A 26,000-nucleotide genomic window follows, 5' to 3' on the forward strand; every position below is an offset into this window, starting at 1 on the left:
CATGGGCAGGGAAGCTGACATGCAGATCCGCAAGGAAACCGCGCGGGATTGTCCCGCCATATCGAGCCTCATCGCCGAGGCCTTCCTCAGCGCCGAGCATTCCACAGGGCGGGAGGCCGATATCGTCATCGGCCTGCGCACTGCCGGTGCGCTGGTCCTTTCGCTGGTGGCGGAGGAGGAGGGCCGGATCCTCGGCCACATCGCCATATCGCAGGCGAAGGTCGGCGGGGAGGCGGGCTGGTTCCTGGTCGGCCCTCTCGCCGTTCTGCCCGCATGGCAGGGCCGCGGCATCGGCTCCGCGCTGATGCGGGCGGCGATCGAAGAGCTGAAGGGGGCAGGGTCCGGCTTCGTGCTGGTCGGTTATCCCGACTATTACGGCCGCTTCGGCTTTCGCAGCTTCGCCCGGCTGACCGTTGCCGGCGTGCCGGCGGAAAACGTCATGGCCCTGCCGTTTGGGAGCGCGGAGCCGGTGGGCGAGATCGTCCACCATCCGGCCTTCGGGCTCGATCAGGCGTAGGGCGCGCGACGGGGGAGGGCGCAAGTCCTCCCCTTGTCCGTCCCGCGCGGGGATGACACTCGGGGGTGGCGGGGCAAACGCACTGTTCCGCAATGCCTGCCCGTTTCTCGGCCTGCCCCCGGTTCGGGCCCGCGCTAGCCCTTGAGCCAGTCCTCGAGCTTGCCCGCGTCCGGCAGACCGCCGGAATGGACGAGCTTGCCATCGACCGCGATGCCCGGCGTCGACATCACGCCGGCCATGGCGATCGATTTGGGGTCGCTCACCTTTTCCACCTCGATGTCGAGGCCGAGCCTTGCGGCGGCGTCGCGGACCATCTTTTCCGTGGTCTCGCAGCGTTTGCAGCCGGGACCGTAGACCTTCACGCTTTTCACGGTATTTCCTTCCTCAAAAGATCAGGTTGAACAGAAAGCCGACGGCGAGGATGCCGCTTGCGACGACGGCGATGAAGACGCCGATCAGCCGCAGCGTGAGCACCTGCCTGAGGATGATCATTTCCGGCAGGCTCAGCGCGATCACGCTCATCATGAAGGCGAGCACCGTGCCGAGTGCCGCGCCCTTGCCCAGAAGCGCCTCGACGATGGGGATGACGCCGGCGGCGTTGGTGTACATGGGAATGCCGAGAACGACGGCGGCCGGCACCGACCACCAGGCATCCGCCCCCATGATGGAGGCCATCAGATCCTCAGGCACATAGCCGTGGATCAGCGCGCCGACGCCGATGCCGAGGATGATCCAGATCCAGACCCGGGCGAAGATCTCGCGCACGGCCTCGATCCCCAGCCGGTAGCGCTCGACCATGGTCTGGCTCTCGCCTTCCACCGCCTGCGGGGCGGTGGCGCCGGAATGGATGTCGCGCACCCAGTCCTGCAGCCAGCCTTCGAGATTGAGCTTGCCGATGACGAACCCGGCGACGATGGCGATGGCGAGGCCGAAGGCGAGATAGGTCACCGCCACCTGCCAGCCCACGAGGCCGAAGAGCAGCACCAGCGCCACCTCGTTGACCATCGGGGCGGCGATGAGGAAGGAGAAGGTCACGCCGAGGGGGATGCCGGCGGAAACGAAGCCGATGAACAGCGGCACGGCCGAGCACGAGCAGAACGGCGTCAGCACGCCGAGACAGGCTGCCATCGCGTTGCCCACGCCCTCGGCCCGGCCGGAAAGCAGCGCGCGGGTCTTTTCCGGGCTGAAGAAGGAGCGCACCACACCCATGGCGAAGACGATGAGCGTCAACAGCATCATGACCTTGGGCACGTCGTAGAAGAAGAACGCGAACGCCTCGCCGGTGTGGCTGTGGCGCGCGACCGGCAGCAGTGCGGTCAACGCCTCGGAAAGCGGGATCAGCTGGCGATAGATGAGCCACCAGAGGGCGAGAGCGACGGCGACGCCCGTGTGCCAGAGCCATTCGGGCCGGGGATGACCGGCGGGGCCGGCGGTTTCCGTGCTCATGCGGCCTCCCTTTCGCTGGCCTCGGCGTCGAACACCGCATCGAGGATCGCCCGGATTTCGGGCCGAAGGTCCGGGTTCAGCCGGTAGCGGACCCATTGCGCATCGCGCCGGTCGCACACGAGCCCTGCCTGCCTGAGAACCTGCATGTGACGCGACATGCGGCTCTGCGTGGCATCGAGCTTTGCCATCAGCTCGCACACGCAATGCTCCGCGCCATCCTTCAGAAGACGCATCGCCTCAAGGCGCGTGGGTTCGGCAAGGGCGGACAGAACGGAAAGGACCATGGCTTGTGCTCACTCAAATCAGCATATGCGCATTGGCGCATGAAAAGGGCTGCGCGTCATTGCGATTGATCAACGGCGGCGGGGAGCTGGGAGGATCGGGGCGCGCAGATCGACGGCGGAGAACTCTCGGCTTGCACCAATCACCTCTCCGATGGGGAGTGGTCGCCGCGAAGCGGGGGCGCCCTCCGTATCCATGTGAGCCCGAAACCCCTCACCCCCGCCCTCTCCCCATGGGAGAGGGAGCTGTTTGGCCGAGCTGCCCGCTCTACAGCAGTTCCTGTTCCAGACCGGGGATGGGGCCGGTGATGTCGTAGATCTCCAGCCTCTCATCGCGGCTGATGGCGCCGGGGTTGGAGCCGGGCGCGCCCTCCGGAACGTCCATGCCGAAACACGCGTAATATTCGATCCAGGCAGGGTGCGGCTTTCCGGTCGCGATGTCGCGGAAGCTCATCGGCTCTTCCACGAAGAAGGGCGCGCCGTCATTGGCGTGGCGGAACATGTTGACCACGAGCTCGGAGCAATAGAGCGCGCCGTTGCCGGTGAGATAGAGCTCGTCATAGGGCATCTCGCACAGCGCGAAGCCGTATTCCATCGCCCTGTCGATAAGGTCGGTGTGGGGCGCGCGCAGGCGCCCGAGCATCAGCCGCGCGCGGCCGTCGTCGTCATGCGAGCGGCGGGCGAAGTTCTGGAACGGGGTGAGCTTCACCTCCGGATAGAAGGCCTCCAGCACGAACTCGCCAAAGGGGGCCACGGCGACGACGCCCATGTGGTTGAGCCGGGCGCCGCGATAGCCGACGGTGACAGCCGATATGGCGTTGTCCTCGTGACCGATCGCGGAGAAAATCAGGTCTCCGGTGCGCATCGATAGGGGGCCTTTGCTCGGACGCGGTTGTCTTGCATGGCCGCTATCATGGACGTACGAAGACGTTCAACGGGCATTAGCGCGCAGGCGCGGACATGGGCGCGAAACGGCCCTCCGCGCCGGGAGAAACGTATGGAAATCCGGGACGCGGACATCCTGACGATCGGCCATTCGACGCACACGCTGGAGACGTTCATCGGCCTCTTGCGCGGCGCCGGCGTGACGGCGCTGGCCGATGTGCGCTCCATCCCCTTTTCGCGCCACATGGCCCGCTTCAACCGCGAGGCGCTGGCGGACGCGCTCAGCCCCCACGCCATCGCCTATGTCCATCTGGGCGCCGAGCTCGGCGGGCGGCCGGCCGATCCCGCGCTGTGCCGCGACGGCCGGCCCGACTACGAGAAGGTGGCGCGGACAGCGGAGTTCGCCGCCGGGCTCGACCGGGTGATGGCGGGGGCGGAGCGCTATCGCATCGCGCTGATGTGTGCGGAACGCGATCCGCTCGATTGCCACCGCTGCCTGCTGGTCTCGCGTGCGCTGAAGGAGCGGGGCGTCAGGGTCGGCCATATCCTGGCGGACGGCCGCATCCGGGCGCATGAGGAGATAGAAGCGGAGCTTCTGGAAATGGCGGGGGACGATCCCGGCCAGACGGATTTTCTGGCAAGCGGCACGGAGCGGCTGGCCAACGCCTACCGCCACCGCCTCGCCGGCGGGCGTCGGGCCCGCACACGCCGGGACGGCATGCGGGCGCCCGAATAAACGAAAGGCCCGGATACACGAAAGGCCCGATTAAACGAAAGGGACGGCACATGATGCCATCCCTTTTCGTGCAGTGGTATTCCAGGGCGCATTCTGCCCCGCCCGGCCCTTGGGCCGGGGTTGGTTTCGTGTCGCTCAGGCCGGGACTTCCTCGCTCACCACGGGCGACTTCGCGTCTTCGGCAGCGAGCTTCTTCATCTCGCTCTGCACCTTCTCGAAGGCGCGAACCTCGATCTGGCGCACGCGCTCGCGCGAGACGCCGAATTCGCCGGACAGATCCTCCAGCGTGATCGGATCCTCCGACAGGCGGCGCGCCTCGAAGATGCGGCGTTCGCGGTCGTTCAGCACGTCCAGCGCGCGCCGCAGCATGGAGCGACGATGGTCGAACTCTTCCTGCTCGGCCAGAATCGTCTCCTGGCTGTCGCTGTCGTCCACCAGCCAGTCCTGCCACTCGCCGCCGCCATCGCCGTCGGTGCGGATCTGGGCGTTGAGCGAGGTGTCGCCGGACAGGCGCCGGTTCATCGAGATCACCTCTTCCTCGGACACGCCGAGGCGGGTGGCGATGGTGGTGACGTCTTCCGGCTTCAGGTCGCCCTCGTCGAGCGCCTGGATCTGGCCCTTCACCTTGCGCAGGTTGAAGAACAGCCGCTTCTGGTTCGCGGTCGTGCCCATCTTCACGAGCGACCACGAGCGCAGGATGTATTCCTGGATGGAAGCCTTGATCCACCACATGGCGTAGGTGGCGAGGCGGAAGCCCTTGTCCGGCTCAAAGCGCTTGACGGCCTGCATCAGGCCGACATTGCCCTCCGAGATCACCTCGCCGATCGGCAGGCCGTAGCCGCGATAGCCCATCGCGATCTTGGCGACGAGCCGGAGGTGGGAGGTGACGAGCCGGTGCGCGGCCTCAGGATCCTCGTAATCCTGATAGCGCTTGGCCAGCATGTATTCTTCCTGGGGTTCCAGCATGGGGAACCGCCGGATTTCGGTGAGGTAACGGGACAGCCCGTTCTCGCCGGCTGAAATCGCCGGAACACTCGCCTGGGCCATTGAATGCACCCTCCTTCATCGTGACACGGATCTCCCCAATTCGCGGGCAAGATCTCTTGTTCGGACGCCCGCAAGGGCGCGTCCGCCCGATTTAATATAGGGATCAATGCGCCGAAAACACGGCCCTGTCAGGTTAAAGTTTCGTAAAGGTCAATCAGTTCCGCGAAGTCTTCGGGAAGCGGGCTTTCGAAGCGCATCACCTCTCCGGTAACCGGATGCTCAAAGGCGAGCAGGCCCGCATGAAGCGCCTGACGGCCGAAACCGGCCACCTTTTCCCGCAAACCTTCCGGCAGCCGGTTCACCTTGGTGCGGAAATGGGCGCCGTAGTCCGCATCGCCCACGAGCGGATGGCCGATATGGGCCATGTGGACGCGGATCTGGTGGGTGCGCCCGGTCTCCAGACGGCATTCGATCAGCGAGGCGAGCGCGTCGCCGTCCCTGGCACCATAGCGCTTCTTCAACTGCCAATGGGTGATGGCGTGGCGTGCGCCGTGGGCGGTCTCGCGCACGACCGCGATCTTCAACCGGTTGTTGGGCGAGCGGGCGAGCGGTGCATCGATCGTGCCCTTCAGGCCCGGAGGGGCGCCCCACACGAGCGCGGAATAGGCGCGCTCCAGTGCGGTGGTGCGGCCGTGATCGGCGAATTGCGCGGAAAGCCCCTGATGGGCGACGTCGGACTTCGCCACGACGAGCAGGCCCGAGGTGTCCTTGTCGATGCGGTGGACGATGCCCGGACGGCGCACGCCGCCGATGCCCGACAGGCTGTCGCCGCAATGAAAGAGCAGCGCGTTGACGAGCGTTCCCGTCCAGTTGCCTGCACCGGGATGGACGACGAGGCCGGCCGGCTTGTCGATGACGATGAGGTCGTCGTCCTCGTAGACGACGTTGAGCGGGATATCCTCCGGCTCCGGCGTCGCGTCCTCCGGTTCCGGTTCGCTCAGGCGCACGGTTTCGCCTTCGTTGACCCGGTACTTGGGCTCGACTATGGTCCGCCCGCCGACCGTGACCTGGCCCTGCTTGATGAGGTCCTTGTAACGGTTGCGGGAGAAGGTGCCGGCGCTTTTGGCAAGCCAGGCATCGAGCCGCTCGCCGGCATCGTCCGCCGTCACCGTCAGTTCCACGTCAACCCGTTCTTCGCTGGGCCCGTTCGCCATGTCCGATCCTGCTTTCGACGACGAAGATAAAGAAAAGCCGCTCGATCCCGCCGCCGAAAGGTTGCAGGCCAAGCTGAAGCGACTCGTGTTCTTCTCCTCCCTTATCATGGTGGCGGGGCTTATCGCGGTGTTTTCCGCGATCATCTACAAGGTGAGCTCGCGCGGCGGCAGCACGGCGGGCGTTTCAGGCGCGGAGATGGCGGCGACGATCTCGGTCGGCGCCGATGCCCGCGTGCTTTCCACCCAGGTCGACGGCGGCCGCCTGTTCGTGCTGGTGGAAGAGGGCACGGGCCGCGCGCTGCTGCAGTATGACGCCACGACGGGGAAGCTCATGGGGCGCACGGATTTCGTGGCGCGGTAGAGAAGGCTTTTGTCCCGAGGCGCCTTTCCTCGCGCCAATCCCAAGCTTATCTCGATCGCTCGACCGTCATTGCCCGGCTTCGTCCGGGCAATCCAGCGGAGAGGGCGCCTCACACCCCAATCACCTCTCCCATGGCCCATTTGGGGGGAAGAGGTCGGACCGCAGGTCCGGGTGAGGGGTTGCGCGTTCTCCGTATCCCCGAGGCATTCCATCCCTCCATCCCCTCACCCTATCCCTCTCCCCATGGGAGAGGGGACCCGTTCATTCCGTGTTGCGTCGCTTGAGATCCCTGCGGGCCGCAGCGTTCGCTGGATCCCCCGGACTGCGCCGGGGGATGACGGTGGAGAGAGCCGAACCGGAGGCGGAACAGCCAGGGCGATCTCTTTCCTTGTCATTCCCGCCTTCGCGGGGATGACAGAATCGAGCGTGTCCCGGCGTTTTTCGACACGCCTGGGGATAGCGAAAAAGAAACCGCTTGAACCCGTTTCCCCCTCTTGCAATGGTGATCCTCACAGGCTATATCCGCCATCCATCGCGCAAGCAAAAGCGCGACACCGCTGCTCCCATCGTCTAGCGGTCTAGGACGCTGCCCTCTCACGGCAGAAACAGGGGTTCGAGTCCCCTTGGGAGTACCATTTCTTCAAAAAGAAATGTGTTTTTAGCCACTTGGCACTGGGTGCGGGGTGGCTTCATTGTCTCGTGCGGGCGTGGGCGTCATCGCCACGACTCTTTTCCTGCCATTGCCGCTTCGTTCACCGATCCCTCCCGCGTCATCCCGGGCGCGCTGCAACGCGCAACGTTGCTGCGCAGAACCGGGACCTCGCGCGGCAGGCACCGATGGCAGATCCCGGATCTGCGAAGCGGCACTTCGCGCCGCATCGCGTCCGGGATGACGCTGGAGAGTTCTTCCCAAATGGCAGGACACGACCCGCTGTCCGTCCCGAGAAGCGCGCCGGACGTCTCGGCTGCCGCGTCTAACTCTCCGCCTGTTCCAGCCGCACCGTCAGTCCGCCTCCTTGCCTCTGGTGCAGGGTGACGGCGATGGCGTTCGCCTCGCAGATCTCCTCCACGATGGCGAGGCCGAAGCCGTGGCCGGGGCGCTGTTCGTCGAGGCGGACGCCGCGGCGGAAGGCGTGCGCCATGTCCTCCTCGCTCATGCCGGGGCCGTCGTCGGAAATCTCCACGACCGTGCCGTTCCGCGCGGTCTTCGCGCGCACCTCGATGCGCTGCTCCGCCCATTTCGTGGCGTTTTCGAAAAGGTTGCCGAGAAGCTCCATGAGATCGGCGACCTCGATGGCGAGTGTGGCATCCGGTTCCACGGCGATCTTCCAGTCGAGCACGCCGCCGGCCGGCGTCTGCTTCAGCGTGCGTACCAGACGGTCGATCTGGGGTTTGAGCTCGATACGGGCGGCGGAGCGGCCCTGCGCGCGGGTGCGGATGCGCGCGAGCACGAGCTGGTGCTCGATCTGGCGGCGCATGTCGCCGGAAACCGCGTCGATGTCGTCGGCGACGGGCCCCGCGCCCTCGCGCCTCAGCCGGGCGGCGAGTGAGGCCAGCACGGTGAGCGGCGTCTTCAGGCCGTGAGCGAGATCGGCGGCGCGGGCGCGGGCGTGGGTGATCGCCTTTTCCTGGTCGGCCAGAAGATCGTTGACCGCATCGACCAGCGGCATCACCTCGTCGGGCTGGTCACGCGGAACCGTTTGCGCCCGTCCGGCGCGGATGCGGGCGACGTCGCGCTCCAGACGGCGCAGGGGGCGCAGGCCGACATAGGTCTGGACCGCCGCCGCCATGATCAGCGCCAGCGCCAGCAGGGCTAGCGAGGGCAGGATGGCGAGCGTGTAGTCGCGCTGGGCGTCCGCGACCTCGCCCGCGTCGATCGCGACGGCGACGCGCAGCGCCACCGCGCCGGCGGGACCGGGATGCGTCACCAGCCGTTCGCGCACGATCAGCTTCTCGCGTCCCGGGCCGGTGACCTCATGGCGATGGGGAAGGCCGGTGGAGAGCTCGTCGGGCGGCAGGGAAAGCGTCGCATCCCACAGCGAGCGCGAACGCAGCACCTGCCGCGTGCCGGTCACGGTGATGCTCCAGTAGAGACCGGAGAGCGGGCGGGAAAAGCGCGGATCGGCGGGTTCCCGGTCGAGCCGCACGGTGCCCTGCGCATCCACAGCCACGCCCGCGACGAGCTGGGTGATGAACGTGTCGAGCTCTGCGTCGATGCGCGCCTCGTACTGGCGGGTGAAGATGGCGATCAGGCCGACGGCCGACAACGCCAGCGCGGCGACGACGATCGCCGCGGAGAAGACCAGAAGCCGCGCGCGCAGCGAGGAGGGGCGCAGCCCGCCCATCAGTGCCCGGTAACGCTTGCGGCGGGCTCGGCGATGTAGCCGAAGCCGCGCCGGGTGCGGATATGGTCGGGCCCGATCTTGCGGCGCAGCCGGCCGATCATCACCGCGATGGTGTTCTCGTCGCAGTCGGCGTCGGGACCGTAGAGATGTTCGATCAGTTCCGAGGCGGTGACGACGCGGTCCTGGTGGAGCATGAAATAGCTCAGGAGCCGGTATTCCTGCGGCGGCAGGTGCAGGGCGCGGCCGTTGAGCGTGATCTGCTTGTGCTTGGGATCGAGCACGAGATCGCCGAGCCGGATGGTGGCGGTGGCGTGGCCGGCGGCGCGGCGGATGATGGCGCGAAGCCGGGCCAGCAGTTCCTCCATCTGGAAGGGCTTGGCGAGATAGTCGTCGGCGCCGGCCTCGATGCCCTCCACGCGCTCCATCCAGGCGCCGCGGGCGGTGAGCACCAGAATGGGGAAGCTGCGCCCGTTGGCCCGCCAGCGCTTCAGGATCGTGAGCCCGTCGAGCCCGGGCAGGCCGAGGTCAAGCACCACGCCGGCATAGTCCTCCGTATCCCCAAGGAACCAGGCCTCGTTGCCGTCGGCCACATGCTCGACGGTAAAGCCCGCTTCATTGAGGATCTCCCCGATCTCCTTTGCAATGCGGCGGTCGTCTTCCACCAGCAGGATGCGCATCGTCAGTCCACCTCCAGAATGCGCCCGTTCGACGGGTCGATATGGTATTCGCGCACGCGGCCGTTCTCGCTCATGATCTTGATCTCGTAGACCGGCTGGCCGTCCTCCATTTCCAGCTCCACCTTGATGACCTGACCCGCGTTTTCCAGCCCGCTCAGCCGGATCACGTCGACGAGCGGCAGGATCTTGCCGCTTTCGCGCAACTCGATGGCGCGGTCCTGGGAGGTGATGATGTGGTCGTCGCGGGGGCGGCCGGACTTTTCCCCGTGGTCGGAGTCTGCCCATGCGGCCGCCATCGAGAGGCCGGCGAATGCGGCAAGCGCCAGCCCGGCCGCAATGCGGCGACGGGGTCCGTTGCCCGGCGGCAGGGGGAACTGGAAATGTTTCGCGCGTGTCTGCATGAAGGTGTTGTCGCTCCTTGCGCATGACAAATGGCTGACAATGCGCGTCAGGTGGCCGTCACGCAGCTTCCTCTAGGGTCGCCGCAGTTCGGATCCGGACCCCCGGACCGATTGCGGAGCCGGACCGATTGTGAAACCGGCACGATTGTGAAACCCAATTGGGAGAAAGACCATGCGTAAGTTCTCGATGTTTGCATGTGCGGCGCTCGTTGCGGCGGGTGCCGGGGCTCTGGCGGTCGGCAGTGCGCAGGCTTCCGACAGCGAGGGCGGCTGCGGCAATGCGCCGAAGTCGCAGTGGATGGGCGAGGACGCGGCCAAGGCCAAGGGCGTCGAACTCGGCTACGAGGTGCGCCGCGTGAAGGTGGAGAAGGGCTGCTACGAGCTCTACGCCAAGGACAAGGACGGCAAGCGCGCCGAACTGCTGATGAACCCGGTCACCGGCAAGATCGTCGGCACCGACGGCGACGACTGATGGACAGCGTCTCCGAGACGACCCGTTCCGGCCGCCTGGAGCGGCCGGACGAGGTCCGGGTGTGGGATCCGCTGGTGCGGATCTTCCACTGGAGCCTCGTGGCCGCCTTCACCTTCGCGTATCTCACCGGCGACGAGTGGCAGAGCGCGCACGAGACGGCGGGCTACGTGATCGTCGGTCTGGTCGCCTTCCGCCTGCTTTGGGGGCTCGTCGGCCCGCATCACGCGCGTTTTGCCAGTTTCGTGCGCGGGCCCGCCGCCGTCATCGGGTTCCTGCGCGACAGCGTGCGGATGAGGGCGCCGCGCCATATCGGTCACAACCCGGCCGGCGGGGCGATGGTGATCGCGCTGCTCGTCATGCTGGCGGTCATCACCGGCACCGGCATCATGATGACCACTGACCGCTTCTGGGGCGTGGAATGGGTGGAGGATGTGCACGAGATCGCCGCCAACCTGACGCTCGGGCTCATCGCTCTCCATGTGGCGGGCGTCGTTCTGGCGAGCTTCGAGCACGGCGAGAACCTGGTGCGCGCGATGGTCACCGGGCGCAAGCGGCGGTAGGGGCCCGCGACAGGGGAAGGGCTCCTGTCTTTTCCTGTCGCATCGCCCTCCGCTGTCCTTCCCGCGAAGGCGGGAATCCAGCATTCCAGAGGCCCTTCGGTGGGGACAAATGCCGGATCCTGTGGTTGCTGGATCCCCGCCTTCGCGGGGATGACAAGGAAGGGGCCGGTGCTCTCCTCCGTCATTGCCCGGCGTAGCCCGGGCAATGACGGAGGAGAGGCATGGGGTGAGAAAAGAGAGAGGGCGGTTGCCATCCGTCCGCCCCAATCTTCCCGGCCTTCCCATCCTGATCGTTCTTCCCCGACACCCTCCCTCTCCGCCGCTCACCTTCCCCTCCGGCAAATGTTCAAGCCTTTCCGGTTTTCCTTCATCGTCGCGCGGCGATCTGCTGCCTAGTTTCTCCCGCAACTGCCGGTCTTGACTGGCAATGGAGGAGGAACCGGCCCGGTGGGCGCTTTTTTGCGCTGCGGCGGGCCGACATGGGAGGAAACTTCATGCGTACCCAGGTCGCCATCATCGGCGCGGGCCCGTCCGGCCTGCTGTTGTCGCAGATCCTGCACAATGCGGGCATCGACAGCGTCATTCTCGAGCGCAAGTCGCTCGACTACGTTCTGGGCCGCATTCGCGCCGGCGTTCTGGAGCAGGGGCTCGTCGACATGCTGGATGCGGCCGGCGTCGGCGCGCGCATGCACCGCGAAGGGCTCGTCCACGACGGCACCGAACTGTGCTTCAACGGCACGCGCCACCGCATCGACTTCAAGGAGCTGACCGGCAAGACCGTGATGGTCTACGGCCAGACGGAGGTGACCCGCGATCTGGTCGATGCGCGCCGCGCGGCGGACGCCAAGCTCGTCTACGAGGCCGAGGACGTCGAACTGCACGATTTCGACGGCGACAGCCCGTGGGTCACCTATCGCAAGGACGGGGTGGAACACCGCATCGACTGCGATTTCATCGCCGGCTGCGACGGCTATCACGGGGTGTCCAGGGCGAGTGCGCCACAGAGCGTGCTGAAGACCTTCGAGCGCGTCTATCCGTTCGGCTGGCTGGGCATCCTGTCGGAGACGCCGCCGGTCTCCGAGGAACTCATCTATGCCCGCCACGAACGCGGCTTCGCGCTGTGTTCCATGCGCTCGCACGTGCTGTCGCGCTACTACGTGCAGGTGCCGCTCGACGACAAGGTGGAGGCGTGGTCGGACGAGCGCTTCTGGGACGAGCTGCGCCGCCGCATCGACCAGAAGGCCGCCGACACCATCGTGATGGGGCCGTCGATCGAGAAGACCATCGCGCCCTTGCGCAGCTTCGTCGCCGAGCCGATGAAGTTCGGGCGGATGTTCCTGGTGGGCGACGCCGCCCACATCGTGCCGCCGACGGGGGCCAAGGGGCTGAACCTCGCGGCCTCCGACGTGCATTACCTGTCCGAGGCGCTGATCGCGCATTACGGCAGCGGCGAGGGTGAACTGATCGAGCGCTATTCGGAAAATGCGCTCAGGCGGATCTGGAAGGCGGAGCGGTTTTCCTGGTGGATGACCAACCTGATGCACACCTTCCCCGACGCTTCCGGCTTCGATGGCAGGATGCAGGTTGCCGAACTCGACTATGTCACCTCGTCGAAGACGGGGGCTGCGGCACTGGCGGAGAACTACGTCGGCCTGCCGTACTAGAGCGCTTGTCGTTCAGACGGAATCGTCTGAACGAGAAGAAACCGCTCCAGATCAATACCTTGAGCATATTCTTAATCGATCAGATTGCCTCGATCCGATCGGAATATGCTCTGGGGGCGGCTCTAACCCCGTCGCGTTCACGGGCGTGCGCCCCGGCACGTTTCACGTACGTGGGCGCGCGCCTATGCCTTTGATACATAAAGTTTATCCGAAACAGAATTTCCGTAGCCGGGCCTTTCCGCGTAGGAGCGTCTTCTGGGTTTTCAAACAGGAGATGCAGGCATGGCTCGTCTGGAAGGCAAGGTCGCCGTCGTCACCGGCGCCAGCTCCGGGATCGGGGAGACGACGGCACGGGTTTTTGCGCGCGAGGGGGCGACCGTCGTGCTGGTGGCGCGTCGCGAGGCGCGGCTTGCGAAGGTGTGCGACGACATCGAGGCTGCCGGCGGGAAGGCCGACTACGTGGTCGCCGACCTCGCCGAGCGGGCCAATTGCGACCGGGTCGTGGAAACCGTCATCGCGCGCCATGGCCGCCTCGACGTTCTCGTGAACAATGCGGGCATTCCCGACAAGCACATGCCGACGACCCGCACGACGGACGAACTGTGGGACCGGGTGATCGCGGTGGACCTCACCAGCGTGTTTCACATGAGCCGTGCGGCGCTGGAGACCATGGAGGCGCAAGGCTCGGGCAGCATCATCAACATCTCGTCGATTGGCCAGCGTGGTCTTGCCGGGGCCGCCTATTCATCGGCGAAGGCGGGCGTCATCGCGCTGACGCGCAATATCGCCATCCAGTTCGCAGGCAAGGGCATCCGCTGCAACGCCACGCTGCCGGGGCCGACGCCCACGGAGCTGAACACGCCGGAAGCGATCGCCACTTTCGATCCGGAAATGCCCGGCGTTACCGCGCGGCACTTCGATCTCAGCGTGCCGGAGGCGACGACGGAGGACCAGGCTGCGGCGATTTTGTTCTTCGCCTGCGACGAGTCGAAGGCGATGACCGGCCAGTGCCTGACCGTGGACAACGGCGCCACGCTTTAGGCGTCTCGTAGGAAGGCCCGCAAGGGAAAAGCCGTTCGCGCGGCATGATATCGTGCCGGCAGGGAGCACCTCCCGCGTGACCTTCCGCCGGCCGTTGCCCGGTCTTCAGGAAGCGCTGGCGCGTTCGCGGGCGGGGGTCTTGTCGGCCAGCGCCTGTGCGCGCAGGGTGCGGATGCGATCGGCGAGGCTTGCCGGGGCGTCCGCGCCGGCTCCGTTCGCTGCCCTGTTTTGCGCTGGCGAACCTGCCGCCTTCAGAATGCGGTCGGTTTCCGAGCCCTCGCCCTCCATCGCCGCCGTCAGGGCGACGATCTCGGCGGCGAGGTCGGTGATCTGGTCGCGCAGCAGGCGGTTCTCGCGTTCCTCGCCGGAATTGAGACGGTCGAAGCGACTGCGCAACTGGTCGTGCTCGGCAGAAAGGCGATTGAGCTCGTCGGCGAGCGCGTTGTTTTCCGCCTCCAGCGAGGCGAGCACGCCTTCCACGTTGTCGCCCGAAGTGCCGCGCAGCGCCTCAAGCTGGAGCGACAGGCGGGTGATCTCGGCCTGGGATTCCACCTTCTGGCCTTCCAGATCGAGGATCATCGCCTCCATCTTCTGAAGCGCCGCATCGGCGGAGGTGCGCGGGCGCGGAGCCTCGTGCGGACGGGCCTTCTCCAGATCCTGAAGCTGACGGCGCAGACCGTCGCATTCGCCTTCGAGCCGCAGGATCCGGCTGGCATCCGCCGTGTGGCGCGCCTTGTGGCCGGCGATTTCCTCTTCGAGCTCCGCAACCGTCATGTTGATGCCGGCCGCATGGGCGGCGGCCGCGGCATCTTCCTGGCGGGCGAGTTCGGCGGCGCGAGTCAGCTCGGCGATCTGCTTGCCGCGCTGGACGAGGTTGCGTTCGGCCTCGCGCACGCGGGCCGAAAGTCTGGCGATCTCTTCCTGCCGTGCGACGAGCTCGGCGCGCAGCGCCTCCTCGCGGGCTTCCAGCTCGCGCACGTGGCGGGCCTTCTCGTCGCGCTCCAGAACGGCGGCCTTCAGCGCCTCGCGGGCCTCGGTGACATCGAGCTCCTGACGGATCATCCGTTCCTTGAGCCCTTCGGCGCCCAGTTCCAGACGCCGGGTCTTGACCGCGTATTCGGCGCGCAGCTGATCGCGCGCGGCGCGCGCTTCCGACAGCGTCATCGGGGAGGTGGCCTCGACGGAGCGGCGCGTCAGGCGAACGGCGCGGCGCCACAACGCGGGCCCGAGAACCAGCATCACAAGCCCTGCGGTCAGGAAACCGAGGGCAAAATACATCGCCGCGTTGATCACGATCCGATCCCGTCTGCGCCGTTCCGGCCGGCCCGCCCGCGCCGCTGTTGCTGGTCCTTGACACGTATAAGAACCAAATACCGGAAGTTGTCCGACCCGCCAAGTCCCGTGCCCGGTTGCGACAAGGCCCTGTTGTGGGCCCTGTTGTGAGCCCCGTGGCGGGGGCGTCCCCGCGACAGCGATGCTTTACGACCGACTGTCAGGGCCCGCAAGGGGTTCCCTGGCAGGCTGCAATCTTCCAGCCTGCCGATTTTTACCGCCGATGCAATCACGAGCGATTGCGGACCCGTCCGCCGGCCCCGGCAGGGCATTCCGTGCAGCGAGGCTGCCGGCGCGGTACGCAATGCCGGTCGAGGCGCGTCAGAAAGGGTTCCAGGTCGGCTTCTGGGTGAATTTCAGGTAGCCGACATTGATGCCGAGGCGGGCGCCGACGCCGGCGCGGATGGGCACCACGTAGATCTCGTTGTTGGACAGCACCGTCATGCCGAAGCCGCCGACGAGATAGGCCGAGCCGTTGACGCCGACATAGCGGCGGAAGATCGCGTCGACCGAGGGCAGGTTGTAGACCAGCATCATGACGCGGGCGCCGTCGCCGCCGAAATCCCAGCCGATCGAAGGGCCCTGCCAGAAGACCTTGTGAGTACCGGCGTTGCGCGTGTAGAGCTGGCCCTCGCCGAAGCGCGCGCCGGCCACCAGCGCGCCGGAACCTTCCTCGCCGAGAATGTAGCCGTTGGGCTGGCCGTACTTGGAGACGGCGTTCTCAACGATGGACGCAAGGCCGCCGGCGGCCTTGCCGAAAAAGCGCTGGCCGGCATCGACGATCTCGTCCTGGGAATAGGACTGACTGCCCGGAGGCGCGGCGTTGTCGTAATTGCCCTGGCCCTGATAGCCCTGGGCCTGACCGGCAACCGGCGCGAGCGCGGCGACGACGAGGGTGGCCGCAAACAGTGCCGGCGCTGCAAGCCGCATCACCATTTTCCTGATCGGCAGATACATTCACGGATCTCCTTTGTGCCCTGTTGCGCATGCCAGGCTCTTGTGACAGTGCGCGCGGGCCGGGGGACATGCCGGGGCGCCCGGATCGATGCTATATGCTACATGCGACACGAACACGAAAGCCGGCCCTGACTGGGAGGCGCCGGCGGGCGCGGTGCGAATCGGTGACAAAGTCTATTCGAAATTCGGCAACCTTTGGGCTCGCCATCCCCTCGGGGGCGATATTCGTGTCCCGTTCCTTCTTCCGTTTCCTTTTCGCCGCGTTGTGGCTTGCCGCCCTCACGCTCGCAGCCGAGCCATGCATGGCGCAGGATGCGGCGGAGCCGGGGGTGGCGCAGGAGGGGGCGACCGGCACGGGGAACGCGGCTGCGGAGAACGCCGCGCCCGCAGACGGGCAGGGAACATCAGAGACGCCAGATACACCGGCGGCGGGCTCCGGCTACACGATCCCGCAGCGTTACGTCCAGGTCGATGCGGCGACGGGGCTTGCCATCGGCGGATACGACCCGGTCGCCTATTTCGTCGATCACCGGCCGCGGCTGGGCCTGCCGCGCTTCGAGTTCGTCTGGTCGCAAACCATCTGGCGCTTCGTCAACGAGGGCAACCTTGCCGCCTTCAGGGAGGCGCCGGAGATCTATGCGCCGCAATTCGGCGGGCACGATGCGCGCGCGCTCGCGGACGACCAACTGACACCGGGGGATCCGAAGGTCTGGGCGGTCTACGGCGAGCGGCTTTACCTTTTCTATTCTCCGGCGCGGCGGTTCTCGTGGCTGGTGGCGCCGGACGCCTATATCCGCAACGCCGAGCAAAGCTGGGACAAGCGGCTGCATTTCACGATCGCGCCGGATCTGAGCCGGTGAGCAGGGTTAGCGCCGCTGCCATCTGACACTGGCGGGCAAAACCGGCGGCGCGGGGAAGCGTCCCGACTTGGCACGGCGGGGGTGTCGGTGTAACCCTCGTCTGGCCTGCGTCGAATCAGGCCGATTGCCACCCATCACGGACCCGAGGTTTTCATGGCCAAGCCGATTGACCTGTCATCGCTCGATCTCGCAGCGCTGATCGCCAGCCGTGTCTGCCATGACATCATCTCGCCGGTCGGCGCGGTGACCAACGGGCTGGAAGTGCTCGACGAGGAAAACAATGAGGAGATGCGCGAATTCGCCATGGACCTCATTCGAAAGAGCGCCAAGCAGGCCTCGGCCAAGCTGCAGTTCGCCCGGCTCGCCTTCGGGGCGGCGGGGTCGGCCGGTGCGGAGATCGACCTCGGCGATGCCCATTCGGTCTCGGCCGGCTACATGGAGAACGAGAAGTCCACCCTGGTGTGGAACGTTCCCCGGCTCCTGATGGGCAAGAACAAGGTCAAGCTTCTTCTCAACCTGCTGCTCATCGCCAACCAGTGCGTGCCGCGCGGCGGCACCATCACGGTGGAGATGACCAACGAGGACGCGGCCAAGCCGAGTTTCCGGCTCACCGCGCAGGGCCTCAACGCCCGCATTCCCGCGATGATCGCGGACCTTCTCACCAACCAGGAAGTGGAGCGCATCGACGCGCATGCGATCCAGCCCGCCTATGCGGGGCTTCTGGCAGACGACAGCAACATGTCGATCCTGATGGAGAAGAAGGATGATTCGGTAATTATAACAGCCGAGTAGATGCTTATCCCGGAAGCGTGATTGCCCGCCCGCGCTTCAACCTATCTTAACTTATTCCGCCGAGACTTGGCCCTGCGGGCAGAATGCCCGTGGGGCCGCCTTGCGAGCCCCTGTGCGTATAGTATGTGGGTGGGCACCAGACATGGATGATCTCCTTCGTGAGTTCCTGACTGAGACCAACGAGAGTTTGGACGTCGTCGACGTGGAGCTCGTGAAGTTCGAGCAGGAACCCAACAACGCGACGATTCTCGACAATATCTTCCGTCTCGTTCACACGATCAAGGGAACCTGCGGGTTCCTCGGCCTGCCGCGTCTGGAAGCGCTGGCACATGCCGCCGAGACGCTGATGGGCAAGTTCCGCGACGGAGCACCCGTCACACAGGCCGCCGTGTCGCTGATCCTGTCCTCGATCGACCGCATCAAGGGCATCCTCGCCGATCTTGAGGAAGCCGAGGGCGAGGAGCCGGCCGGCTCCGATGAAGACCTCATCAAGCAACTCGAATACATGTCGGAGCACGCCTTCGAACAGGCGGGCGGCGCTGCCGGCAAGGCCGCGACGGAAACGGCCGACGATGATGCGGAGGGCACCGCGTCCGACGACGCCGATGCCGCCGCGATCAAGCCGATCGATCAGTCGCTGGAACGCGAGCTGCGCCCGGGCGAGGTTTCGCTCGACGAGCTCGAGCGCGCCTTCCAGGAAACCGCGATCGAGATCGAGCTTCCCGAACCCAAGCCCGAGCCGGAACCGAAGGCGGCCGACGTCGGCGCCCTCGCGGCCGACACCAAGGCGGCCGGCGATCACCACCCGGAAAAGGCGCCCGGCGACAAGAAGTCGTCTGTGTCCAACCAGTCGATCCGCGTCAACGTGGAGACGCTGGAACATCTGATGACCATGGTTTCGGAACTGGTGCTGACGCGCAACCAGCTTCTGGAGATCGTGCGCCGTCACGAGGACAGCGAATTCAAGGTGCCGCTGCAGCGGCTCTCCAACGTCACCGCCGAGCTGCAGGAAGGCGTCATGAAGACGCGCATGCAGCCGATCGGCAACGCCTGGCAGAAGCTGCCGCGCGTGGTGCGCGACCTTTCGCAGGAACTGGACAAGCCGATCGAGCTGGAGATGATCGGCGCCGATACCGAGCTTGACCGCCAGGTGCTGGAGCTGATCAAGGATCCGCTCACCCACATGGTGCGCAACTCCGCCGATCACGGCCTGGAAGGCCCGGAGGACCGCAAGGCCGCCGGCAAGCCGGAACAGGGCACGATCACGCTTGCCGCCTATCACGAGGGCGGGCACATCATCATCGAGGTCAAGGACGACGGCAAGGGCCTCGACGTCGATGCGATCAAGCGCAAGGCGATCCAGAGCGGCATGCACACGGAAGCCGAACTGGAGAAGATGACCGACGCCCAGATCCACAAGCTGATCTTCGGCGCGGGCTTCTCCACGGCCGCCAAGGTGACGAGCGTGTCTGGCCGCGGCGTCGGCATGGACGTGGTGCGCAACAACATCGAGCTGATCGGCGGTTCGGTGGATCTGAAGTCGGTCCCGGGCAAGGGCACCAGCTTCATCATCAAGATCCCGCTGACGCTGGCCATCGTCTCCACGCTGATCGTTGAAAGCTCCGGCGATCGCTTCGCCATTCCGCAGCTCTCGGTCGTGGAACTGGTTCGCGTCCAGAACAATTCCGAGCACCGCATCGAGCGCATCAAGGACACGCCCGTCCTTCGCCTGCGCAACAAGCTGCTGCCGCTCTTGCATCTCTCCTCGCTGCTCGGCATGGAGACGGTCGCCAACGCCGACGAGGCGCTCGACCAGGACAACGGCTTCATCGTCGTCATGCAGGTCGGTTCCCAGACCTTCGGCGTGGTGGTCGACGGCGTCTTCCATACGGAGGAAATCGTCGTCAAGCCGATGTCGACCATGCTGCGAAACATCTCGATGTTCTCCGGCAACACCATCCTCGGCGACGGCTCGGTGATCATGATCATCGATCCCAACGGCATCGCCAGCGCGATGGCGAGCCACGCCTCTTCCGCTCTTGCCGAGCAGGAAGAGGAACACGACGAGCGCAAGAAGTTCGTGGACCATCACGCGACCACGTCGCTCTTGCTGTTCCGCGCCGGTTCGGCCGAGCCCAAGGCGGTGCCGCTGTCGCTGGTCACGCGTCTGGAGGAGTTCCAGGTCTCCGAGATCGAACGCTCCAACGGCCGCGACCTGGTTCAGTATCGCGGCGTGCTGATGCCGCTCGTCTACATCGAGCCCGGCCAGGCGCACCGCACCGAAGGCACACAGCCGATGCTTGTGTTCTCCGATAGCGGCCGCTCCATGGGCCTGGTGGTCGACGAGATCGTCGACATCGTGGAAGCGACGCTGAACATCGAGGTCGGCTCGGAAGTGCCGGGCGTTCTCGGCTCCGCCATCATCAAGGAGAAGGCCACGGAGATCATCGATCTCGGCCACTACCTGCCGATGGCCTTCGAGGACTGGTTCGTGCGCAAGGAGATGGCGAGCGAGGCGCTGACGAAGTCGCTGCTGTTCGTCGACGACAGCTCCTTCTTCCGCAACATGCTGACGCCGGTGCTGAAGGCGGCGGGCTACGACGTGACCGTGTGCGACAGCGCGCGTTCGGCCGTGCAGGTCCTGCAGTCGGATCGCAAGTTCGATGTCGTCGTCTCCGATATCGAGATGCCGGATATCAACGGGTTCGAGTTCTGCGAGGCGCTGAGACGCGACCCGCGCTTCCGCAACATACCGGTGCTGGCGCTTTCGTCGCTGGTCACCCCGGCTTCCATCGAACGCGGCCGCCAGGCGGGCTTTGACGACTACGTCGCCAAATTCGACCGGCCCGGTCTCATTGCCGCGCTCAAGGATGTGCTGACGAACGAGGCGAGGGCCGCAGCATGAAGAACGAGCACCAGAACAAAGAAAAGAGCGCCGTGGAAAAGATCACTTCGGCAGGGGCCGGCAGCGAGAACATCCAGTATGTGACCGTCGTCATCGGCGGTCAGCTGTTCGGATTGCAGATCAGCCAGGTGCACGACGTGTTCGTGCCGGAGAGCGTGACGCGGGTGCCGCTGGCGCCGCCGGAGGTGCAGGGCGTCTTGAACCTGCGCGGTCGCATCGTCACGGCGATCAACATGCGCCGTCGTCTGTCGCTGCCTGCGCTTGAAGGCGGCCAGACGATGATGGCGGTCGGGATCGAATACAAGGGGGAATCTTACGGACTGGTCATCGATACCGTCGGTGAGGTACTCACGCTTCCGGTCAGCTCGCGCGAGCCGAACCCGACCAATCTCGACCAGCGCTGGGCGGAGATTTCCGCCGGCGTGCATCGTCTCGACGGCCAGCTGATGGTCATTCTCGATGTGGCGCGTCTTCTCGGCGCGATGATGAGCGAGCCCATTGCCGCTTAACGGAACCGCGTTCCGGCGTGCGTCCCGTGATCAGGAGTTCAGGTGATGAAAACATGCCTCGTGGTCGATGATTCCAGCGTTATCCGGAAGGTGGCGCGGCGGATCCTGGAAGACCTCGACTTCTCCATCGCCGAAGCCGAAGACGGCAAGGCGGCCCTGGAAAGCTGCCGCAAGGACATGCCGGACGCGATCCTTCTCGACTGGAACATGCCGGTCATGGACGGTCTGGAGTTCCTGACAGCGCTTCGGCAGGAAGAAGGCGGAGACCGCCCGACGGTGGTCTTCTGCACCACGGAAAATGATGTCGGCCACATTGCCAAGGCGATCCGGGCAGGGGCCAACGAATACATCATGAAACCGTTCGACAGAGAGATCGTCGAAGCGAAGTTCCAGGAGGTCGGTCTCATCTAGAGACCCCCCCAACAGGAATCTGACATGGTTACAGCGACCCAGTCTGCCGCCCCGCCGGTCGGGACGGTAACGGACCCCATTCGCGTAATGGTCGTCGACGACAGCGTCGTGATCCGCGGCTTGATCAGTCGCTGGGTCGACGCTGACCCGGCGCTCGCCGTGGTGGCGTCCCATCGCAACGGCAGGCTGGCGGTCGACGATATCGAGCGGTCGAACCCGGACGTCGTCGTCCTCGATATCGAGATGCCGGAGATGGACGGGCTCACGGCGCTGCCGCTGATGCTCGCCAAGAAGAAGAATCTCGTCGTCGTCATGGCCTCCACGCTGACCCGGCGCAATGCCGAGATCAGCCTCAAGGCCCTGTCGCTCGGCGCGCAGGACTACGTCCCGAAGCCCGAATCCTCCTCCTCGATCTCCACCTCCGTCGATTTTCGGCGCGACCTGATCGAGAAGCTGAAGAATCTCGGCCCCAAGGGGCGTCAGGGCGGGCTTCCCGGTGCGGCCATCGCGCGCCGTCCGATGCGGGCGGAGACGGCGGCCGGTCAGCAGCTCGGCCGCACGGCCGCGGCGCCCGCGCCGCGCCAGTCGGCGATCGCGCGTCCGCCCTTCACGCTTCGTTCCTATTCCTCCGCGCGCCCGCGCATTCTGGCGATCGGCTCCTCGACGGGCGGACCGCAGGCGCTGCAGCAGCTCTTTCGCGATATCGGCAGCAACCTGGGCGACATTCCCGTTGTCGTCACCCAGCACATGCCGCCGACCTTCACGGCCATTCTCGCCGAGCATCTGGCCAAGGCGGCGTTGCGCCCGGCGGCCGAGGCGCAGAACGGCGAAGTGCTGAAGCCGGGCCAGATCTACGTCGCTCCGGGCGGCAAGCATCTCGTTCTGGAAAAGGACGGCGTGGCTGCCAAGGTGCGGTTGACCGACGATCCGCCGGTCAATTTCTGCAAGCCCGCGGTCGATCCGCTTTTCGACAGCGTGGCGAAAATCTATGGCGCGGCGACGCTGGCCATCGTGCTGACCGGTATGGGGCACGACGGGGCGGCGGGCGTCAGGACGATCGCGGCAGCCGGCGGCAGTATCATCGCGCAGGACGAGAAGACCAGCGTCGTGTGGGGAATGCCGGGTGCCGCAGCCCAGACCGGTCAGTGCTCCGAAGTGCTGCCGCTCGAAGAGATCGGTCCCAAAGTGATCCGTATCCTGGGAGGCCGGCGTTGACCCCGACTGAATTCGAATTCCTCAAGACGTTCCTGAAGACCCGGTCCGGACTGGTGCTGTCCAACGAGAAGCAGTACCTGGTGGAAAGCCGCCTGCTGCCTCTGGCGCGCAAGGACGGTATCGCGTCGCTCTCCGAGCTTGTAACCAAACTCCAGAGGGGCACCGACAGGAAGCTGGAAACGGCCGTTGTGGAGGCGATGACGACCAACGAGTCGTTCTTCTTCCGCGACAAGACGCCGTTCGAGAACTTCACCAACACGATGCTGCCGGCGCTCTTGAAGGCGCGGGCGGACCGCAAGCGTCTGCGGATCTGGTGTGCGGCCGCCTCCACCGGCCAGGAGCCTTATTCGCTGGCGATCCTGCTGAAGGAAGCCGCGGCCCGGCTTTCCGGCTGGCGCGTGGAGATCATTGGTACGGACATCTCCACGGAGGTGCTCGACAAGGCCAAGACCGGCGTCTACTCGCAGTTCGAGGTGCAGCGCGGCCTGCCGATCCAGATGCTGCTGAAATATTTCACGCAGAACGGCGACATCTGGCAGATCAATCCGGACATTCGCAGCATGGTGCAGTGGCGGATGCTCAATCTGCTGGAGAGTTTCTCTTCGCTCGGCGAATTCGACGTGATCTTCTGCCGTAACGTGCTGATCTATTTCGACCAGCCGACCAAGTCCGACATCCTCAATCGCCTCGCCAAACAGATGCCGAGCGACGGCTATCTGGTGCTGGGGGCGGCGGAGACGGTGGTGGGCCTTTCCACGGCATTCCAGCCGGTGCCGGGCCTGCGCGGCCTCTACAATCGGGGCGCTGCGGGAGCCGAGACCGGCGCGAGCGGCCTCGGAATGGCCGCCCGCGGCAGCGCCACGTCGCGTCTTTTCGCGAATTAGCGCCGATCTGCTGTCGCGCAAGCGCGACGGTAAAACGTTACCCGGGCAGTCCGGATTGCAGATAATGCCGAAAGGGCGCCGTCTTCTGACGGCGCCTTTTTCTTTTTGTAACGTAGGGGAAATTGCTCAAATTACCTTGGGTAGACTATTTGTCGATAGGACTATTTATGGTTGTAAAATTTGTACGTCCAATTCTATCTCGCCTAAAATCCGTTTCTACTGGGTAAGTATTGCATTCAATATTTCATATTGTAAGATATGTTACGCCAACGGAACGCTGTGCGAGTATCAGATATTGCTATTGATATCTATAGTTGTTACGTGTTTTTACGAAATATTAAGCATATTATATTATTCCTCGAGACCGAAGATCTTCGCACGGCTGGCGTATGGCCGGGTCGGGATCTGGGGTGGCTTGAGAGGGCGCCCCCTGGTCATGAGGCAACAGAAATGCTCAACAACGTATCTATCAAGACGAAACTGTTCGTGGGCGTGGGGCTCCTCGTCGTCGCGCTCGCGGGCCTTGTCGTCTTCAATCTGACGGGGCTGAAGCAGGTGTCGGGGCTGTTTGACACCTTCAAGAACGGCTCGATCGAAGCGCAGCATGTCAACACCGCGACGCAGAACGTCATTCTGGCGCGACTGGCCGTTCTGAAGTTCGGCGATACAGGCGACGAAGCGCTGGCGGAGAAGGCGACCGTCGCCATCAAGGGGATCGTCGCGGAGGCCGGCAAGATCCGCTCCCAGGTCACGAATCCCCAGATACGCGCCAAGCTGGAGGCCCTGGAAAGCCAGATCAGGGACTACGGCGAAGCCTTCCGGGAGTTCGTGCTCAACGACGCCGACATCGATGCAAAGAACGCGGAGCTGGAGAAGCTGACCGCGACGATGCAAAAGGGGCTCGACGATCTGGCCCGCCAGGCCTATCGGGACGGCAGCGGCAACGAGATCTATTTCGCCGGGCAGGCGCTGGGGGCGCTTCTGTCGGGGCAGGAATACATCAACCGGGTGGCCGACGATCCCAAGGGCGGGGACATCGACCTGGCCAACGGTCAGCTCGAAGCCGTTGGCAAGCACCTGTCCAGCCTGAACGCCATGGCGTCGAACATGGAGCGCCGCAAGGCCGCATCGGGGCTTTCGGAGCAACTCAAGCAGGAAAAGGCCCTTCTGGACGCCCTGCACGCCGACTATCTGAAGCGCGACCGTATCTGGGACGAGCAGCTCGCCGCTCTGGGCTCGAAGTTCATGGATGCCTATCGCGGCATTCTCGAAGACGTCGTGGCCTCGCAGAATGATGTCGGCAAAACGGCCGGCGTGCGCATCGAATCCATCGTCATGGAGGTCACGACGATCGGCGTTGTCGCGACGCTGATCGGTGCCGTAATCGCGCTTTATCTCGGGATGTCGCTGTCGCAGGCGATCCGTCGGATCACCGGCGCGATGACCAGGCTCGCCGACGGCGATCTTGAGGTGGAGATCTTCGGAGTGGGCCGCAAGGACGAGATCGGCTCCATGGCTGCGGCGGTCGGTGTCTTCAAGGAGAACGCGATCGAGAAGGTTCGGCTGGAGGCCGAGCAGAAGGAAGTCGAGGCGCGTGCGGCTGAGGAGCGCAAGGCGCTGATGGAGCGCATGGCGAACGAGTTCGAGGAAGCCGTCGGCACCATCGTGGACACGGTTGCCGGGGCCGCCACAGAGCTTCAGGCCGCTGCCGAAACAATGACGGCGGCCGCAGCCGATACCAACGACAAGGCCACGAACGTCGCTGCCGCTTCCGAGGAGGCGACCAGCAACGTGCAGGCGGTCGCCACCGCCTCGGAAGAGATGGCGGCATCGGTGGAGGAGATCGGTCGGCAGGCGAGCGATACGGCGAGCCGGGCGGCGACCGCCTCCGGCGAAGCCAACCAGATGGTTGACAAGATGCACCAGCAGCAGACGTCGGCCCAGCGTATCGGCGACATCGTCGGCCTGATCCAGGACATCGCAGAGCAGACCAACCTGTTGGCACTGAACGCCACCATCGAGGCGGCGCGTGCGGGCGAAGCCGGCAAGGGCTTCGCGGTCGTGGCGGCGGAAGTAAAGGAGCTTGCGACGCAGACCTCCAAGGCGACCCAGGAGATCGCGGAGCAGATCTCAGAGATCCAGGCCGCCACGGCGGGCTCCTCGGAGGCGATCGGCTCCGTTTCCAGCGCTATCGCGGAGCTGAACGAGATCAGTTCGGCCATCGCGGCGGCCGTGGAGCAGCAGACGATCGCGACGCAGGAGATCGCCCGCAACGTCCAGATGGCGGCGGTCGGCACCCAGGATGTGTCCAACAACATCACCCTGGTTTCGGCCGCAGCCTCCACCACCGGATCGGCCTGTGCGCAGGTCGAGGCATCGGCCGGCGAGCTGTCGCGCATGTCGGAGACGCTGCGCAACGAGGTGAGCCGCTTCCTCTCCACCGTCCGCGCTGCCTGAACCATACCGGACGCTTGCCCGGCCGGCGGCCGGGCGGGCTTGCCTCGACAGGGGTGTGCCAATGGAGGTCCGGCTTCGGCCGGGCCTTTTT

The 26,000-nt window shown here is 65.4% G+C and carries 26 protein-coding genes and 1 tRNA gene; 16 read left to right on the plus strand and 11 right to left on the minus strand.

The features are described from left to right. The first annotated feature begins 1 nt into the window (after nucleotide 1). Nucleotides 2-517, plus strand: coding sequence for an N-acetyltransferase (locus V2L18_RS07635; protein WP_336177452.1), 516 nt, complete (start codon nucleotides 2-4; stop codon nucleotides 515-517). 134 nt (nucleotides 518-651) lie between these two features. Here the strand turns inward: V2L18_RS07635 and V2L18_RS07640 are convergent, their stop codons facing one another. The 4 genes from V2L18_RS07640 to V2L18_RS07655 all read right to left on the minus strand — a co-directional run bounded on the left by V2L18_RS07640 (nucleotide 652) and on the right by V2L18_RS07655 (nucleotide 3,109). Beyond that, nucleotides 652-888 carry a thioredoxin family protein gene (locus tag V2L18_RS07640; protein ID WP_336177454.1) on the minus strand — a complete coding sequence of 79 codons (237 nt, stop codon included), beginning with the start codon at nucleotides 886-888 and terminating at the stop codon, nucleotides 652-654. Nucleotides 889-901: 13 nt separating this feature from the next. After that, nucleotides 902-1,963, minus strand: coding sequence for a permease (locus tag V2L18_RS07645; RefSeq protein WP_336177456.1), 1,062 nt, complete (start codon nucleotides 1,961-1,963; stop codon nucleotides 902-904). Then, the gene (locus tag V2L18_RS07650; protein WP_336177457.1) at nucleotides 1,960-2,247 is read right to left on the minus strand and encodes a metalloregulator ArsR/SmtB family transcription factor; all 288 of its coding nucleotides are present in this window, start codon (nucleotides 2,245-2,247) and stop codon (nucleotides 1,960-1,962) included. Before V2L18_RS07650 ends, V2L18_RS07645 begins: the two co-directional genes overlap by 4 nt. A gap of 265 nt (nucleotides 2,248-2,512) precedes the next feature. Continuing rightward, complete coding sequence (locus V2L18_RS07655) at nucleotides 2,513-3,109, minus strand: YiiX/YebB-like N1pC/P60 family cysteine hydrolase (RefSeq protein WP_336177458.1); 597 nt, start codon at nucleotides 3,107-3,109, stop codon at nucleotides 2,513-2,515. A gap of 132 nt (nucleotides 3,110-3,241) precedes the next feature. Here V2L18_RS07655 and V2L18_RS07660 point away from each other — a divergent pair, with 132 nt between their 5' ends. Continuing rightward, the gene (locus tag V2L18_RS07660) at nucleotides 3,242-3,865 is read left to right on the plus strand and encodes a DUF488 domain-containing protein (RefSeq protein ID WP_336177460.1); all 624 of its coding nucleotides are present in this window, start codon (nucleotides 3,242-3,244) and stop codon (nucleotides 3,863-3,865) included. A 135-nt stretch (nucleotides 3,866-4,000) separates the two neighbouring features. On the opposite strand, the gene rpoH is transcribed toward V2L18_RS07660, so the two are convergent. After that, a complete protein-coding gene (gene rpoH / locus V2L18_RS07665) occupies nucleotides 4,001-4,912 on the minus strand; it encodes an RNA polymerase sigma factor RpoH (protein ID WP_336177461.1) in 912 nt (303 codons plus the stop codon). Nucleotides 4,913-5,040: 128 nt separating this feature from the next. After that, complete coding sequence (locus V2L18_RS07670; protein WP_336177463.1) at nucleotides 5,041-6,066, minus strand: RluA family pseudouridine synthase; 1,026 nt, start codon at nucleotides 6,064-6,066, stop codon at nucleotides 5,041-5,043. On the opposite strand from V2L18_RS07670, the gene V2L18_RS07675 reads away from it, so the two are divergent. Together V2L18_RS07675 and V2L18_RS07680 are read left to right on the plus strand one after the other, a co-directional pair. Continuing rightward, nucleotides 6,065-6,427 carry a hypothetical protein gene (locus tag V2L18_RS07675; protein WP_336177465.1) on the plus strand — a complete coding sequence of 121 codons (363 nt, stop codon included), beginning with the start codon at nucleotides 6,065-6,067 and terminating at the stop codon, nucleotides 6,425-6,427. The genes V2L18_RS07670 and V2L18_RS07675 overlap by 2 nt on opposite strands. 559 nt (nucleotides 6,428-6,986) lie before the next feature. Continuing rightward, a tRNA-Glu gene (locus V2L18_RS07680) sits at nucleotides 6,987-7,062 on the plus strand. A gap of 339 nt (nucleotides 7,063-7,401) precedes the next feature. On the opposite strand, the gene V2L18_RS07685 is transcribed toward V2L18_RS07680, so the two are convergent. From V2L18_RS07685 to V2L18_RS07695, 3 genes are read right to left on the minus strand one after another with little or no spacing between them, the layout of a single operon-like run. Then, nucleotides 7,402-8,772: a HAMP domain-containing sensor histidine kinase gene (locus V2L18_RS07685; RefSeq protein ID WP_336177466.1), complete on the minus strand. Its 1,371-nt coding sequence runs from the start codon at nucleotides 8,770-8,772 to the stop codon at nucleotides 7,402-7,404. Next, nucleotides 8,772-9,449 carry a response regulator transcription factor gene (locus V2L18_RS07690; protein WP_336177468.1) on the minus strand — a complete coding sequence of 226 codons (678 nt, stop codon included), beginning with the start codon at nucleotides 9,447-9,449 and terminating at the stop codon, nucleotides 8,772-8,774. The genes V2L18_RS07685 and V2L18_RS07690 overlap by 1 nt, the downstream gene beginning before the upstream one ends. 2 nt (nucleotides 9,450-9,451) lie before the next feature. Next, the gene (locus V2L18_RS07695) at nucleotides 9,452-9,850 is read right to left on the minus strand and encodes a PepSY domain-containing protein (protein WP_336177469.1); all 399 of its coding nucleotides are present in this window, start codon (nucleotides 9,848-9,850) and stop codon (nucleotides 9,452-9,454) included. A 172-nt stretch (nucleotides 9,851-10,022) separates the two neighbouring features. On the opposite strand from V2L18_RS07695, the gene V2L18_RS07700 reads away from it, so the two are divergent. From V2L18_RS07700 to V2L18_RS07715, 4 genes are all read left to right on the plus strand, one after another. Further along, complete coding sequence (locus V2L18_RS07700; RefSeq protein ID WP_336177471.1) at nucleotides 10,023-10,322, plus strand: PepSY domain-containing protein; 300 nt, start codon at nucleotides 10,023-10,025, stop codon at nucleotides 10,320-10,322. Next, entirely contained in the window at nucleotides 10,322-10,882 is a 561-nt protein-coding gene (locus tag V2L18_RS07705; protein WP_336177472.1) for a cytochrome b/b6 domain-containing protein, read from the plus strand. The genes V2L18_RS07700 and V2L18_RS07705 overlap by 1 nt, the downstream gene beginning before the upstream one ends. Nucleotides 10,883-11,376: 494 nt before the next feature. After that, nucleotides 11,377-12,546 carry a 4-hydroxybenzoate 3-monooxygenase gene (gene pobA, locus V2L18_RS07710; RefSeq protein ID WP_336177474.1) on the plus strand — a complete coding sequence of 390 codons (1,170 nt, stop codon included), beginning with the start codon at nucleotides 11,377-11,379 and terminating at the stop codon, nucleotides 12,544-12,546. Between the two features lie 282 nt (nucleotides 12,547-12,828). Beyond that, nucleotides 12,829-13,587, plus strand: coding sequence for an SDR family oxidoreductase (locus V2L18_RS07715; RefSeq protein ID WP_336177475.1), 759 nt, complete (start codon nucleotides 12,829-12,831; stop codon nucleotides 13,585-13,587). Nucleotides 13,588-13,692: 105 nt separating this feature from the next. Here V2L18_RS07715 and V2L18_RS07720 read toward each other — a convergent pair whose 3' ends face one another. After that, entirely contained in the window at nucleotides 13,693-14,880 is a 1,188-nt protein-coding gene (locus V2L18_RS07720; protein ID WP_336177477.1) for a hypothetical protein, read from the minus strand. A gap of 360 nt (nucleotides 14,881-15,240) precedes the next feature. After that, a complete protein-coding gene (locus tag V2L18_RS07725; protein ID WP_336177479.1) occupies nucleotides 15,241-15,876 on the minus strand; it encodes a DUF1134 domain-containing protein in 636 nt (211 codons plus the stop codon). Nucleotides 15,877-16,103: 227 nt separating this feature from the next. Between V2L18_RS07725 and V2L18_RS07730 the strand changes: the two genes are divergently transcribed. From V2L18_RS07730 to V2L18_RS07765, 8 genes are all read left to right on the plus strand, one after another. After that, nucleotides 16,104-16,736, plus strand: coding sequence for a YHS domain-containing (seleno)protein (locus V2L18_RS07730; RefSeq protein ID WP_336177480.1), 633 nt, complete (start codon nucleotides 16,104-16,106; stop codon nucleotides 16,734-16,736). A gap of 153 nt (nucleotides 16,737-16,889) precedes the next feature. Beyond that, nucleotides 16,890-17,528 carry a histidine phosphotransferase family protein gene (locus V2L18_RS07735; protein ID WP_336177482.1) on the plus strand — a complete coding sequence of 213 codons (639 nt, stop codon included), beginning with the start codon at nucleotides 16,890-16,892 and terminating at the stop codon, nucleotides 17,526-17,528. Between the two features lie 142 nt (nucleotides 17,529-17,670). After that, the gene (locus tag V2L18_RS07740; RefSeq protein WP_336177483.1) at nucleotides 17,671-20,433 is read left to right on the plus strand and encodes a hybrid sensor histidine kinase/response regulator; all 2,763 of its coding nucleotides are present in this window, start codon (nucleotides 17,671-17,673) and stop codon (nucleotides 20,431-20,433) included. Next, nucleotides 20,430-20,942, plus strand: coding sequence for a chemotaxis protein CheW (locus V2L18_RS07745; protein WP_336177484.1), 513 nt, complete (start codon nucleotides 20,430-20,432; stop codon nucleotides 20,940-20,942). Before V2L18_RS07740 ends, V2L18_RS07745 begins: the two co-directional genes overlap by 4 nt. A 45-nt stretch (nucleotides 20,943-20,987) precedes the next feature. Next, entirely contained in the window at nucleotides 20,988-21,353 is a 366-nt protein-coding gene (locus V2L18_RS07750; protein WP_336177485.1) for a response regulator, read from the plus strand. Between the two features lie 24 nt (nucleotides 21,354-21,377). After that, nucleotides 21,378-22,568: a chemotaxis response regulator protein-glutamate methylesterase gene (locus V2L18_RS07755; RefSeq protein ID WP_336177486.1), complete on the plus strand. Its 1,191-nt coding sequence runs from the start codon at nucleotides 21,378-21,380 to the stop codon at nucleotides 22,566-22,568. Further along, a complete protein-coding gene (locus V2L18_RS07760; RefSeq protein WP_336177487.1) occupies nucleotides 22,565-23,452 on the plus strand; it encodes a protein-glutamate O-methyltransferase CheR in 888 nt (295 codons plus the stop codon). Before V2L18_RS07755 ends, V2L18_RS07760 begins: the two co-directional genes overlap by 4 nt. A 450-nt stretch (nucleotides 23,453-23,902) precedes the next feature. Then, nucleotides 23,903-25,909: a methyl-accepting chemotaxis protein gene (locus tag V2L18_RS07765; protein ID WP_336177488.1), complete on the plus strand. Its 2,007-nt coding sequence runs from the start codon at nucleotides 23,903-23,905 to the stop codon at nucleotides 25,907-25,909. Nucleotides 25,910-26,000: the final 91 nt, after the last annotated feature.

The sequence above is a fragment of the Breoghania sp. JC706 genome, assembly GCF_037026715.1.
Lineage (GTDB): Bacteria > Pseudomonadota > Alphaproteobacteria > Rhizobiales > Stappiaceae > Breoghania.